At 66.1% G+C, this 13,075-nt stretch carries 10 protein-coding genes and 1 pseudogene; 9 read left to right on the forward strand and 2 right to left on the reverse strand.

What is annotated here, in order from left to right; genetic code table 11:
• Nucleotides 1–216: 216 nt before the first annotated feature.
• Entirely contained in the window at nucleotides 217–462 is a 246-nt protein-coding gene (locus AC1Z3O_RS14415) for an AbrB/MazE/SpoVT family DNA-binding domain-containing protein (protein ID WP_483516386.1), read from the forward strand.
• Complete coding sequence (locus tag AC1Z3O_RS14420; protein ID WP_483516387.1) at nucleotides 459–854, forward strand: PIN domain-containing protein; 396 nt, start codon at nucleotides 459–461, stop codon at nucleotides 852–854. The genes AC1Z3O_RS14415 and AC1Z3O_RS14420 overlap by 4 nt, the downstream gene beginning before the upstream one ends.
• Before the next feature lie 97 nt (nucleotides 855–951).
• On the opposite strand, the gene AC1Z3O_RS14425 is transcribed toward AC1Z3O_RS14420, so the two are convergent.
• Nucleotides 952–1,848, reverse strand: coding sequence for a LysR family transcriptional regulator (locus tag AC1Z3O_RS14425; RefSeq protein WP_483516388.1), 897 nt, complete (start codon nucleotides 1,846–1,848; stop codon nucleotides 952–954).
• Between the two features lie 149 nt (nucleotides 1,849–1,997).
• On the opposite strand from AC1Z3O_RS14425, the gene AC1Z3O_RS14430 reads away from it, so the two are divergent.
• On the forward strand, nucleotides 1,998–2,966 hold the full coding sequence (locus AC1Z3O_RS14430) for an NAD-dependent epimerase/dehydratase family protein (RefSeq protein ID WP_483516389.1): 969 nt from the start codon (nucleotides 1,998–2,000) through the stop codon (nucleotides 2,964–2,966).
• A 255-nt stretch (nucleotides 2,967–3,221) separates the two neighbouring features.
• On the opposite strand, the gene AC1Z3O_RS14435 is transcribed toward AC1Z3O_RS14430, so the two are convergent.
• Nucleotides 3,222–4,352, reverse strand: coding sequence for an IS481 family transposase (locus AC1Z3O_RS14435; RefSeq protein ID WP_483516390.1), 1,131 nt, complete (start codon nucleotides 4,350–4,352; stop codon nucleotides 3,222–3,224).
• A 779-nt stretch (nucleotides 4,353–5,131) separates the two neighbouring features.
• Here AC1Z3O_RS14435 and AC1Z3O_RS14440 point away from each other — a divergent pair.
• The 6 genes and pseudogenes from AC1Z3O_RS14440 to AC1Z3O_RS14465 form a co-directional block, all read left to right on the forward strand.
• Nucleotides 5,132–6,478, forward strand: a complete 1,347-nt coding sequence (locus AC1Z3O_RS14440; RefSeq protein ID WP_483516391.1) for a serine hydrolase domain-containing protein — start codon at nucleotides 5,132–5,134, stop codon at nucleotides 6,476–6,478.
• Nucleotides 6,479–6,649: 171 nt separating this feature from the next.
• The gene (locus tag AC1Z3O_RS14445; RefSeq protein ID WP_483517608.1) at nucleotides 6,650–7,738 is read left to right on the forward strand and encodes a porin; all 1,089 of its coding nucleotides are present in this window, start codon (nucleotides 6,650–6,652) and stop codon (nucleotides 7,736–7,738) included.
• Nucleotides 7,739–8,138: 400 nt separating this feature from the next.
• Nucleotides 8,139–9,119 carry a YeiH family protein gene (locus AC1Z3O_RS14450; RefSeq protein ID WP_483516392.1) on the forward strand — a complete coding sequence of 327 codons (981 nt, stop codon included), beginning with the start codon at nucleotides 8,139–8,141 and terminating at the stop codon, nucleotides 9,117–9,119.
• Between the two features lie 274 nt (nucleotides 9,120–9,393).
• Nucleotides 9,394–11,046, forward strand: coding sequence for a CHASE2 domain-containing protein (locus AC1Z3O_RS14455; RefSeq protein WP_483516393.1), 1,653 nt, complete (start codon nucleotides 9,394–9,396; stop codon nucleotides 11,044–11,046).
• A gap of 4 nt (nucleotides 11,047–11,050) precedes the next feature.
• Nucleotides 11,051–11,452, forward strand: a complete 402-nt coding sequence (locus AC1Z3O_RS14460; protein WP_483516394.1) for a hypothetical protein — start codon at nucleotides 11,051–11,053, stop codon at nucleotides 11,450–11,452.
• Nucleotides 11,453–11,709: 257 nt separating this feature from the next.
• A pseudogene (locus tag AC1Z3O_RS14465) lies at nucleotides 11,710–12,408 on the forward strand (M48 family metalloprotease); the annotation flags it as partial.
• Nucleotides 12,409–13,075 lie beyond the last annotated feature (667 nt).

The raw sequence follows: 13,075 nt of genomic DNA on the forward strand, positions 1-13,075 counted from the left end.
CACAAGCGAGCGTCCAGTGTCTTGCAGCGAGCCTGTGCCCGCGAAACGACCCCTGGGTTGTGATCTGGCGCCCGCCTTGCGGGCAGGGTCTCGCCTTCGTGGGGACGACCGGTGGGTAGGCCAGCGACAGCAAGGCCATTTTCAGACGGGTTGTCAGTGCTTGCGGCAAGCAGACTCCTTACACTAAAGTAAGGAAGATGAAGATCTGGAGGCGCCATGGCATCCACAACCTTGACATCGAAAGGTCAGGTCACGATTCCCGTAGAGGTGCGGACCCATCTGGGCCTGTCCACCGGGGACCGCATTGAATTCATCCTCAACGAGCAATCGGGACGGTATGAGGTGGTCCCTGCCACCCACTCGGTTACCGCACTCAAAGGCATCATCCGCAAGCCCGCGAAGCCGGTGTCGATCGAGGAGATGAATGAAGCAATCGCTGAGCAGGGAAGGTCGGCCCGATGATCGGCCTGGACACGAATGTGCTTGTCCGGTACTTCGCGCAGGACGATCCGATCCAGTCAAAGAAGGCCACTGCACTGATCGAATCGCTAACGGCTGACAGCCCAGGCTACGTCACGCTGATCGCCCTGGTCGAAGTCGTGTGGGTACTTGGGCGCGCCTATGGTGCGGACCGCAGTGAAATCGCGCTGGTTGTCGAGACACTGCTTCGCACAAGGGAACTGGTAGTCGAAGCGGCGGACACAGTGTGGAAGGCATTGCGGCTGTATGCAGGATCGTCGGCCGATTTCGCTGACTGCCTGATCGAACGGGCGTGTCATGAAGCCCAGTGTGAATACACGGCAACGTTCGACACCAAGGCCGCCAAGATCGCCGGAATGCGGCTCGTGGCCTAACCAGGGGAACCGCTCCTCGTGGTCCTTTTATGGTGATCTCGAAGTGTGATCCGGCACGGCCACGCCACCATGGCCGGCCTGACCACCGCGCCGCCCGCTACCCTCCCTCCACATAAGCCCGCAACCCCGCCGCCAGCGCAGCAAACGTCACCGCGCAGCGCGCACTCTCGCGCAGGTCTTCGTGCATGGTGACCCAGGTATCCAGGGTGGGCGCGAACTGGTCCGGCAACAGGCGGACCAGCCGATTGTCCCGCGCCGCCAGCGCGACATGGCACACGCCGATACCAAAGCCGGCGCGCAGCGCCCCGAGCTGGGCCAGGTCGCTGTCGGCGCGGAAGGCCAGGCTGTCGCGCGAGAACACTGGGTATTGCTGTTGCACGCGGCGGATGAAGGCGGTTTCCCGGTCGAAGCCGATCAGGGTGTGACGGGTTAGTTCATCCATCGACTTTGGCGTGCCATGCGCCGCCAGGTAGCGTTGATGGGCATGCAGGCCGAGTTCGATGCCGCCCACTCGCTTTGCCACCAGCGCGCCCTGCTCAGGACGGAACATGCGCACGGCGATGTCGGCCTCGCGCCGCAGCAGGTCGTCTGCCCGGTTGGACAGCACGAGTTCGACGGTCAGTTCCGGATGCTGGCTGCGCAGTGCCGCTAGGATGGGCGGCAGCACCTCCACGCCGATGATCTCGCTCGCCGTCAGCCGCACCGTGCCCCGCACGCCGGCGCCGTGGCTGCTGGCCACGCGGCGCAGCGCGGCGGCGGTGGTGGCCAGGCTGGCGGCGTAGGGCTGCAGTTCGTGGGCCGCGTCGGTGGGGGCGAAGCCGTCGAAGGAGCGCGTGAAGAGCTTCAGGCCCAGCGCGGCCTCGAGGCTGTCGATGTGCCGGCCGACGGTGGGCTGCGTGAGGCCCATCGCCCGCCCGGCCGCGGACAGCGAGCCCGTTTCCAGCACCTGCAGGAAGGTGCGGTACCACTCCCAGTTGGGCTCGGCTTCGGCCATGGTATGCATTTTTCTATAGCTACAAGTCGATTCTAGCCAATTTCCTTTTTGCTGCCGCCGTCGCACACTGCGTTCATCCCTCTCACGCCTTCCTCCATCCCTGACCCGGGGAGCCTGGGCCGGAAGGCCAGCCAAACAGGAGAATCACCATGACCAAGGTTGCGCTGTTCGGTGCCGCAGGCGCCATCGGCCAAAGCGTTGCCGCCGCACTGCGCGGCCAGGGCCAGCCCTACCGTGTGGTCGGGCGCAGCGAGCGCAGCCTGCGCGAGGCCTTCGGCGCCGACCCGCTCGCCGAGATCGTCACTTGGAACCCTGACTCGCCGGCCTCGGTGCGCGCCGCGGCCGAGGGCGTGGAGACGCTGATCTATATGGTCGGCGTGAACTACTGGCAGTTCGAGCTGCATCCCGAGCTGATGCGCAAGACGCTGGAAGGCGCGGTGGCCGCCGGCGTCAGGCGGATCGTGCTGATCGGCACTGTCTACCCCTACGGCCACCCGCAGGCCAACCCGGTGCGCGAAGACCACCCGCGCGAGCCGCATACCTACAAGGGGCGCATGCGCCTGGCCCAGGAAGATCTGCTGATGCAGGCCCACGCGGCGGGCCGTAGCCAGGCGACCGTGCTGCGCCTGCCGGACTTCTACGGCCCCGGCGTGGAAACCAGCTTCCTGCACCGGGCCGCTCTGGCGGCGGTGAACGGCGGCACGGCCGATATGATCGGCCCCGTCGATCTGCCGCATGAGTTCGTCTTCGTGCCCGATGTGGGGCCGGTGGTGGTGCGGTTGGTGGAGACGCCGGCCGCCTACGGCAAGATCTGGCACCTTGCCGGGGCGGGCGTGGCGAGCCAGCGCGCATTGGTGGCGGAGATGGAACGTCAGACCGGCAAGCGACTGAAGCTGCGCGTGGCGGGCAAGACGATGCTGCGCCTGATCGGCATGTTCAATCCCCTCATGCGTGAACTGGTGGAGATGCACTACCTGCAGACGGATCCCGTGATCCTGGACGACACGGCGCTGCAGCGGCTGCTTGGGCCGATCCACAAGACGCCCTATGCGGAAGGCATCCGCCAGACGCTGGCGGCGGTGCCAAGGACCGGCGCGCTGGCGGCAGCGGCGGCCTGAGGGGGGATCGGTAAAAGGCAGCACGTCGTGGCTGCTGGCGCCTGCCCTCTCCCCCGGCCCCTCTCCCGCAAGCGGGAGAGGGGAGCAAACCGGCGCGGGGCGAAAGCCCAGCGCCAGCCGAAGCCGACAAGGTGCGCCTACGCCGTTGGCCAAGCATCGTGTGTTGGCTCCCTCTCCCCTCATGGGGAGAGTGTATGGACCGGGGACATAGGTAACGGGTGTTCGGAGACATAGGTAACACGTGATCTGCGCGCATCATGATGCGCGCAGATCAATTTCTCCGATCTCGAACCGACTGAACCACACACCGAAGCAGCCATCCTGCGCCTTGGGCCGCAAGGCAATGCGCTGGCCGATGAATGCCTTGCCGATCCGCAACCGTTGGCGGCCCACCTCGATGCGCGCGGACCTGTCGACTTTATAGACCTTGTCCGAGGACAAGTACTCCACCACAGGCAACGTTTCCGGATACACCACGACGCTGGCGCGATAGCGCTGCAGCGGCACGGCCATGCCCAGCGCCTGATGAGGGCGCTTGCCGTTGTACACCTCGCGATATTGATTGAAGGCACGCTGCGCCTGTGCGTTGTCGACAAAGCGCCGATGCTGCAGCAACTCGACCTTGAGCGTGCGGTGAAACCGCTCGTCCTTGCCCTGCGTCTGCGGGTGATACGGTCGCGAATGACTGACCCCGATGCCCAACTGCATCAGCCAGACCGTCAGCGCGGTATAGCCCAGCCCGTCGAGGTCCCCGCCCCAGGGTGGGCCATTGTCCATCGTCATGCGCCGTGGCAGGCCGTAGCGGCGGAACACGGCGATCAGGTGCGGCTTGACCGTGTCGCTGCGCTGGTCTGCGCAGGCGGCCAGGCACAGGTTGAAGCGCGAATGATCGTCGAGCACCGTGAGCGGATGGCAGCGCCCGTGCTCGTTGAGCACGTAGCCCTTGAAATCCATCTGCCACAAGGCATTGGGCGCATCATGCTCGAAGCGCTGGAACGGCCTCGGGCCGCCCGCTGCCCCTTCGCCAAGCCGCCCATGGCGGCGCAGGATCTCGTGCACCGTGCTCGGCGCCGGCACCGACGGCAATCCGGCGTTCTGCAGCAGCCGCGCCAGCTTGCGCGCGCCCCAATACGGATGCGCGTCGCGCAGCGCCAGCACCTGCTGCTCGACCTCGGTGCTCGTCTGCCGCGGACTCGCGGCCGGCCGCCGGCTCTGGTCCGCCAGCCCGTCAGCACCATCCTGCGCATACCGCTCCAGCCATTTGTAGAGCGTCTTGGCCGCGATGCCCCAGCGCCTGGCCAACTCCCGTCGGTTCGCGCCAGGCTGGCTCGCTAGCATCACCAATTCCCTGCGTTGTTCCATGCGTGACACCTCCTTCCATGGCATGGCAGGTCTCCTTAAAGGCACTGCCAACCAGTCTAGATGTGTTACCCATGTCTCCGAACAGGTGTCACCTATGTCCCCGGTCCATACACCCTCATGGGGAGAGGGCTGGGGAGAGGGGTGGTCTAGCAAGGCGCCACAACCAAACGAAGCCGTCGGTGTGGTCCAGCACGTCGCCGTTTGCCAGCGCCTGCCCTCTCCCCCGGCCCCTCTCCCGCAAGCGGGAGAGGGGAGCAAACCGGCGCGGGGCGAAAGCCCAGCGCCAGCCGAAGCCGACAAGGTGCGCCAACGCCGTTGGCCAAGCATGGTGTTTTCGCTCCCTCTCCCCTCATGGGGAGAGGGCTGGGGAGAGGGGTGGTCTAGCAAGGCGCCACAAGCAAACGAAGCCGTCGGTGTTGTCCAGCACGTCGCAGTTTGCCAGCGCCTGCCCTCTCCCCCGGCCCCTCTCCCGCAAGCGGGAGAGGGGAGCAAACCGGCGCGGCGCGAAAGCCCATCGCGTCAGCCGACGCCGAAGCCTGAGGCCGGCCCGACGTATTCCGTGCATTGATGGCCAGCACGTACCTTAGATCTCTTGTCTCCATTCCCGCATTCCCATTGGCTATGCCCTTATAGCCAATGCGACATTGTGGTGATGCCTGGCGTCTCACAGACTACGCCAGAGCCATCGCGCCGCGCTTCCCCGTCGAGTTCTCGCTTGGCCTGCCCGCGAGCGACGATCACGTTCCGACGCTAGGCGAGCACGGCGCACCGGCCATCACAACACGATAAAAAACGGAGACACCATGCTTTCTGGACCCAAGCACGGAACCGGCACGGCGATTGCGATAGCCGCTATGCTCGCGGCCGCATCCATGCCGGCAAATGCACAGGCGCAAAGTCAGGCCGAGACTACCGACCCGGTCAAGCTCGGTGTCATGCAAGGATTTCCGCCACCGCAGGACAAGCGCGTCACCAAGGCGAATGCCTTCCAGCTACCGAACCTGCGATGGGCATTCCGCCACACGCGCGAGACATCGCCCACCGCCGGCATTGCACGCGCGTCGTCGGCCCTTGCGCTGCCCTCGGGGCCGGTTGCGGATCTTGATGATGTGGCGTTCGATCTCGACGGGCGGCAGATCAAGCTGTCCAGTTACCTTCACGATACCTACACCGACGGCTTCATCGTTCTGCACAAGGGGAAGGTCGTTTACGAGCGCTACTTCGATTCGTTCGGGCCTCGGCAGCACCACATCTGGGCCTCGATGACGAAGTCCATCACTGGCTTGATTGCCGCCATGCTGATCGACGAAGGAAGACTGGATCCTCACGCAAAGCTGGCAACCTACGTGCCGGAACTTGCCGGCAATCCATTCGGCGAAGCTACGATTCAGCAGAACCTGGATATGGAGGTGGCGGTGAACTACCCGGCCAGCCTTCCGCCCGATCTTGGTCTGTTTGGCGCCGTTGGCATCGTTCCCCGCCGTGACGGGGCGCCCGACAATATCTACGACTTCCTGAAGGTCGCCCGCAGTCCGCAGGACACCGCGGGGACCGGCGTCTTCTACTATCAGAACGGCTCGCCAGAGGCCATTGCCTGGGCGCTGCGCAGGATTACCGGCCAGTCCTGGAGCACGCTGGTTTCTGAGCGGCTGTGGTCGAAGTTCGCGGAAGACGAGGCCTATATCCAGGTCGACCCGCTCGGGACTGAAATGGCCAGCGGCGGCATGAACAGCACCCTGCGCGACGCCGCCCGCTTCGCTGAAGTCATACGCAAGGCCAGTTCGGGAGAGAACCCGGACAGGCTCACCGCCAAAGCGGTTCGCATCGCCCTGAGCCCCGCCAACAACCAGGCGCTGTTCGCCAAGGGCAACCTGGCAGCCGGCAGAACCAACTACGGCTATCGGGACTATTGGTACCAGGTCAATGATGGCGACGGATCGATCGAGGCAAGTGGACGCTTTGGCCAGCGGATCTACATCAATCCGAAGCAGGCGCTGACCATCGTGAAGTTCTCATCCAATCCGGACTCCGCGCCGCGGCCCACCAGTGCCAACGCCACCACCGGCGGATCGGCGCAGCGCCGGTCAGTCGAATCCTCAGCGGCATTCGCCGGTGCCGTCAAAGCCATCCTTGCGGCGATCCCGCATTAGGCACGGCTGAATCACCCCAACCCCTGCAGCACAAGCAATGCCGGACCGCATGGATGCCGGCATTGCCCCCGCATTGCCGCTCGCGGCAAGCCCATGAATAAAAAGAATCGGAGACAAGCCGTGCAATCCAGGAAGACAAAGACGCAGAACACGCTTTACGCAACGCTGGCAATGGCCGCATTGGCGGCGGCGGGCGAAGAAGCCAAGGCTCAGTCGAGCGTGACGCTATACGGCGTGGCGGATGCCAACGTCGAGTACGTGACCAATATGTCCAGCACCACACCGCTTCAGCCAGGGTTCCCCGGCAAAGCCGGGAACAGGCTCGGCCTGACCTCCGGCGGGCTATCCGGGTCACGCTGGGGTCTGCGCGGCGTGGAGGATCTTGGGCGCGGCCTGAAAGCCGTGTACGTCATGGAGAGCGGCTTCAACCTGAATGATGGGAAACAGTCGCAAGGCGGCAGGCTGTTCGGCCGCCAGGCATTCGTTGGCCTGCAGAGCGATGGCATTGGCCGCTTCACCTTCGGCCGCCAGTACACCGCCATCTTCGACGCTTTCGCCGACTTTTCGCCCGCCCGCTATGGATCGCAGTACGAGCCCGTCGCGGCGCAACTCGGCCTGGATTTCCGTTCGGACAATACCGCCAAGTACACCGGCAACTTCGGGCCCGTCACCGCGACCGCGCACTGGTCTTTCGGCAATGGCGTCGCCGGCAGCGGCGAGATCCCCGGCCAGTTCCGGCGCGATACCGGCTATGGCGGGGCCGTGAACTACTCCGCCGGCGCATTCGGCGCGGCGCTGGCATATGGCCAGTTCAACCCCACGCTCAACGCGGCGGGCGGCACGGGTACGTTCAAGAAGGCAGGCGTGGCTGCCAGCTACGCAGCCGGGCCGGCAAAGATCATGGGCGGCTATCGTTGGGGCAAGAACAATGGCGCAGACGGCGCCACGCTGCTGCGCGACGACTATTACTGGATTGGCGCGAACTACGACGCTACCTCAGCGCTTGCCTTGACGCTGGCCTACTACTACGACAACGTAAAGAGCCAGGCCGGCGGCAACGTCAAGAACCCGTGGCAGCTTTCCTTCATCGCCAAGTACCAACTGTCCGCGCGAACCGATGTGTACCTGACCACGGCCTATGCCAAGAACGCCGGCCTGAATCTTGATACCTCGGCGATCAACTTTGCCAACGGCTACTTCCTCGGCGCCGGCAAGGACGACATGCTCGGCGTTGCCGTGGGCGTGCGCCACCGGTTCTGAGTGCTATCGCGTGCCAGGCGGCACGGAACGCTTCGGCAACGGCCTCCACTGCCGAAGCGGTGTCCATCAGAGCGACGAGAGCCGGCGTCTGGCTTTCGTCGCTTTCCTCGCTTTCGCCGAACAAACCGAAAGTGCCACTGGCAAGCGGCTGGGATTGATCAGCATGAGGTGAGCGCCTTCGTTCCGGCGAACGCCTCAATGTTGCCCATCAGCCGCTTTACCTGCCTACCCTCTACCCACATCACCAGTTTCCGCGTTCCGGCTCGGCCTTGGGTGTCATATTCGCCTCTTCACAAAGACCTTATATCGATTTTTCAGGTAGAAGCTACAAACTTTATCCGTTTGTCTCCTTAGACGGAAAGGTAATAACGTTATGCAAACTTTGCTACTCGACACGAAAATGCATAACACGCTTCTCAAAGGTAGAGTCCCCGGCCTGGCCCTGGTGATCGCCATCGCCATTCCCGCGATGATCCTTGGCGAGTACTTCCCCCTGCTCGGCGGCGCGGTGATGGGTATGCTGCTCGGCCTGGCCTGCCGCTTCTTCTACGTGCCGGGCGAGTCCTGCAAGCCGGGGCTCCAGTTCGCCTCGAAGCAGGTGCTGCAGTATTCGATCGTGGGCCTGGGCTTCAGCCTGCCTTTTCATGACGTTGTACACACCGGCCTGGCCTCGCTGCCGGTGTCGTTGGTCACGCTTGGGGTGGCCTTTGCGGTGGCGCTGCTCATGGGCAAGCTGCTGCGCATTCCGGAGAAGCTGAAGATCCTGATCGGCGCGGGCACGGCCATCTGCGGTGGCTCGGCGATCGCGGCCATCACGCCGGTGGTGAAACCGGACGACCACGACACGGCCTACGCGCTCTCGACCATCTTCCTGTTCAATATCGTGGCCGTGATGGTCTTCCCCTTCCTGGGCCGGCAACTGGGCATGTCGGACACCGGCTTCGGCCTGTGGGCGGGCACCGCCATCAACGACACCTCGTCCGTGGTGGCTGCCGGCTATGCCTGGAACAACTTCGCGGGGGAGTACGCCACCATCGTCAAGCTGACCCGCGCCATGATGATCGTGCCGGTTACCGTGGTCCTTGGCATGATCTTCAACCGCGGACAGCAGAACGTGCCGCTGTACAAGAACGTGCCCTGGTTCATCGTGCTGTTCGTGCTGGCGTCGGTGGTCAATGAATGGCTGCCGCCCGCGCTCACGAGCGCGATCCGCCACTTCGCGCCCTTCATGATCGTGCTGGCGCTGGCCGGCATCGGCCTGAGCACGGATGTGCAGCGGTTGCGGAGCGCCGGTTGGAAGCCCCTGGTGCTGGGCCTGGTGGTGTGGGTCAGCGTGGCATCGAGCAGCCTGCTCATCCAGCACCTGAGCGGATTGCTCTAAGCGGATGCTCTGAACGGAAGGCGCGGCCAGGCACACCGCGCCCCGCAATCCGCCATGCCCGTCTTGGGGGATGAGGTCCACTCGCAACACTCTCGCGCGAATCGCGCGAAATTCGCGAGATTGTAAGCAGATGTAACTATACGAGCGTATCATTAGTTACTTTTCGCGCCGTCAATTCCATCTGGATACAACCGGCGGATTGGCTGCGGCGCCGCCACGGTGCCAGCGATCTGCCGGGCGACCCACAAGAACAAGATCCCGCAGGATGCCAAGCTTGCCTCATCCTCAAGCCGTGCCGGCCATCCTGGCCGAGACGGCCTCCACCAAGCGATTCCGGCGTTTCAAGCGCTTCTTCTGGTCCCTGCTGACCGCCCTGCTTCTCTCATTCCTGATGCTGTGGGGCATGCCCAAGCTGGTGCCTTCCAGTGATGCCATCACCCATGTGACGGCGCGGCTGCAAAGCGCGCTGGTGGGCGCCTTCTATCCGGCGGCGCACCACGACGACGTCAGCGTGCTGCTGATCGACGACGCCTCGCTGGCGGAAGCGGGCCAGGGCTGGCCGGTGCCTTACCGCACGCATGCGCGCTGGCTGTCAGTGCTGGGGCAGGCCTACAAGCCGCGCGCCATCTTTCTGGACATCACCTTCACCCAGGCGCGCGACGATGCCACGCTGCCGTCGCTGGTGCAGGCGCTGTGCCGGCTGCGCGACCGCGGCGTGCCGGTCTTCCTGGCGGCCTTGCCCGGCCCGGACGGGAAGCTGGCGCTGCGCCCAGGGCTGGAGGCGCCTCCCGGGGAAGCGCCCTGCTTCCAAATGGTGGGCGTGGACTACGAGGCGGACCGCATCGACCGGCTGGTGTGGAACTACCCGCTGTGGCGCGAGGCGCCCGGCGCGCAGGAGGCGAGCCATGGCGGCGCCGGCCACGACAAACCCGCGCGCAGCGCAGCGCTGGCGATGGCCGAGGATGCGGCCGGCCTACGGCTTGCGCGTGAGGAAGAGCCGATGGCGCTGGTCTGGGGCGTGAAAAATGCCGACCTGCCGCGCTATGCGCAATGGTGCCGCCCCTACGACGGCCTGGCCGAAGTCTTGCCGCCGCCGCTGCGCGCGCAGTGGGAAGGCGATGAGGCGCTCAAGCCGATCTGCCCCTATAGCCGGGCGCTGACCATGCGCCAGCTCAAGCCTTCCACGGAAGCCGAGGAGCAGGCGCTGCGCGAGCGCATCGACGGGCGCTTCGTGCTGATTGGCACCTCGATGGCCGGCACTAACGACCTGGTGGCGTCGCCGGTACACGGCGCCATCCCGGGCGTGTTCATGCACGCGATGGCGCTGGACAACCTGCTCACCTACGGCAAGCGCTACAAGCGCGCACTGGAGTGGGAAATGCCGCCGCCCTGGCGACTGGGCGTGCTGGGCGCGATCGTGGTGATGCTTGCGCATGCGCTGCTGCACCGGCGCTACCTGTTCGCCAGCGAGGCCGCGCAGCGGGACGCGCAGCACAATGCCGAGCATGAGACGGGACAAGGCGCGGGACTCGAAGCGGGCCACGCCACCCGCCACGGCGCGCCGGCGCACAACGAGCCGCCGGCAGCGCTATGGCTGCTGCGCCTGGGCGAACGGGCGGCGCGCGCCTGCGGCGCGAGCCGGGACGGCGACGTGCGGCGCTACGCGGGCAAGGCCGGGCTGGCAGCCGGCCGCCTGGCGGACTTGTTCGCACGCCAGGCCTGGCGCATCGCCTATTCGACCGTGGCCGTGCTGTTGTTCATCCTGGCCGCGCAGTGGCTGCTCGACATCGGCACCCTGCCGGTGGTGGACCTTGCGGCCATGGCCCTGGCGGCCGAATGGCTGGGCTGGACCCGCACCATCACCGACGCCGCCCTGGGCGAAGACCCGGACCAATCCCTTCTTCCTGAATCGCACCACTCGGAGTAAGACCATGCGCCGCTTTGCCATCCGCCAAGCTGTCATTGCCGCAGCCTCGCTTTGCCTGTTGCCGGCCCTGCCCCTCGCCAGCGCCGGCAGCGCGCTGGCCGCCGCGCCGGCCAGCCTGGGCCAGGTGACCGCCGCGCTGCAGAAGCCGCTGCCGCTGTACGCGCGCCCCAGCGATGCCACCGTCGCGCAGACCGTGGCCCCGGACGGCCTGCCCTGGCCCATCCTGGACGCCAAGGATGAGTTCTACCGCGTGCACGTGGGCGGCAAGGACTACTGGGTCGACAGCATGACCGTGCGCGTGGCGCGCGACGCCAAGGCCAACTGCAACCCCACGGTGGTGGCGGGCAAGACCAATAACAGCCCGACCGGCTCCACGCCGGGCGCGGGCGAAAACGCCTGCCGCTGAGCGCCATGGGAGCCCAAGCGAAGCCGGCGCGGCGCGCCAACCGCACCGGCGGCACCGGCCGCACCGTGCGCGCCCTGGCGCTGGCCGCCGCCGCGGCCCTGCTGGCTGGCGGCTGCGCCACCCTGCCCGGCGGCGAGGCCTTCGTGGTCAAGACCGGCGAGCTGCCGCCCGCCCCCGCCGGCCGCACCTGGCCGGACCCCGCCCAGGACGCGCGCAACCAGCGCGCACGCGGCAACGGTCTGGTCGACATGCCTGAAATGCAGGCCTACCTGACGGGCTTGCTGGCCAGGATCAAGACGGCCGCCGGCGTGCCGGGCTGGCCGGGCGCGGTCTACATCACGCCCTCCAGCGACCTGGAGGCCTATTGCACCGGCGCCGGCAATATCTATGTGTCGCTCGGCTGGCTGTCTTCGGCCGAGTCGGAAGATGAGATCGTGGCGATCCTGTCGCACGAGTTCGGCCACGTCTATCTCGACTACCACCAGCTCGAAGGCGCCAGCAATACGGCGGACAAGCTGGCCATCTGGACCACGGTCGGCGTTTTGCTGGCACAGAAGGCGGGCAATGCCACCGGCTGGGGCCTGGGCGACAGCGTGCTGGCCGCCTACCTCCTGGGGAAGAGCATGCTGGTGCCGGCCTGGGGACGGCAGCAGGAAGAGAATGCTGACCGCTTCGGAGCCACCGTCAGCCTGCGCCTGGGCTATTCCTTCACTCAGGGCTTCAAGGCCTTCCTGGAGCGGCAGGACACCTGGGAGCAGAAGAACACCGTGCGGCGCGAGGCGCAGAAGGAGCGCATGCTGGAGCAGGTCAAGCAGGCCGCCGCCGACAATGCGCGCAAGAATAGCGCGGCCCAGGGCAATGACGCGGTGAACCAGACCGTGCGTGAGTTCCAGGCCTCGCTCGAGTCTGGCGGCGTCGGCATGTTGAAGAGCCTGGACACCGGCCTGGGCGATCTGTGGGGCCGGATCACCGTGGAGCACCCGTCGACGGCCTCGCGCCTGGATTCCCTGAGCGGGCAGGTGATGCCGCTGATGGCGGGCAAGCCCCGCCCCCGCCCGAGCGTGGAGCCGTGGACGCGCGCGCTGGCGCAGAAGCGCACCGCCGCCACGCTGAAGAACTACCAGCTTGCGGCCGATGCCCAGAGCGCGCTGCAAGGCCAGGACTACGCGCGGGCGCGCAAGCTGGCGCTGGACGCCAAGCTCGGGGCCCACGGCCCGCCAGGCCCTGCCGCTGCTGATGCTGAGCCTGGCCGAGATCGGCCCCGGCGGCAACGCGCAGGCCATGCAGCGCGCCGGCATGGTGCTGGATCGCAACTTGCAGTCCGAGCCGGACCGTGCCTGGACCGTCTACATGACGCGCGCCAACAACCTGCTGGGCGGCGGCCAGGGCCGCCAGGCGCAACAAGTGATGGACCAGGGCCTCAGCTACTTCAACGACGCCCCCGCCGCCTGGCCCGATGCCATCCGCTTCTACGGCCAGGCCGGCGACTGGAATCGCGCCAAGCAGCTCGCGGCCCAGTGTGCGACCCGCTTCCCGACCTATGCCACCCCCTGCAACAGGGCGGCCACCACCCCGGCCGAGAAGGCCGAGATGGATCGCCGCAACGAGCAGAAGGTCAAGAGC

This window comes from Cupriavidus sp. 09_S30 (assembly GCF_056930435.1).

Excerpts from the sequence above, each read along its gene's own strand:
- AC1Z3O_RS14420 (WP_483516387.1), top strand. The coding sequence starts at position 459 with ATGATCGGCCTGGACACGAATGTGCTTGTCCGGTACTTCGCGCAGGAC.
- AC1Z3O_RS14440 (WP_483516391.1), top strand. The coding sequence starts at position 5,132 with ATGCTTTCTGGACCCAAGCACGGAACCGGCACGGCGATTGCGATAGCC.
- AC1Z3O_RS14430 (WP_483516389.1), top strand. The coding sequence starts at position 1,998 with ATGACCAAGGTTGCGCTGTTCGGTGCCGCAGGCGCCATCGGCCAAAGC.
- AC1Z3O_RS14425 (WP_483516388.1), bottom strand. The coding sequence starts at position 1,848 with ATGGCCGAAGCCGAGCCCAACTGGGAGTGGTACCGCACCTTCCTGCAG.
- AC1Z3O_RS14450 (WP_483516392.1), top strand. The coding sequence starts at position 8,139 with ATGCATAACACGCTTCTCAAAGGTAGAGTCCCCGGCCTGGCCCTGGTG.
- AC1Z3O_RS14415 (WP_483516386.1), top strand. The coding sequence starts at position 217 with ATGGCATCCACAACCTTGACATCGAAAGGTCAGGTCACGATTCCCGTA.
- AC1Z3O_RS14460 (WP_483516394.1), top strand. The coding sequence starts at position 11,051 with ATGCGCCGCTTTGCCATCCGCCAAGCTGTCATTGCCGCAGCCTCGCTT.
- AC1Z3O_RS14445 (WP_483517608.1), top strand. The coding sequence starts at position 6,650 with ATGGCCGCATTGGCGGCGGCGGGCGAAGAAGCCAAGGCTCAGTCGAGC.
- AC1Z3O_RS14435 (WP_483516390.1), bottom strand. The coding sequence starts at position 4,352 with ATGCCATGGAAGGAGGTGTCACGCATGGAACAACGCAGGGAATTGGTG.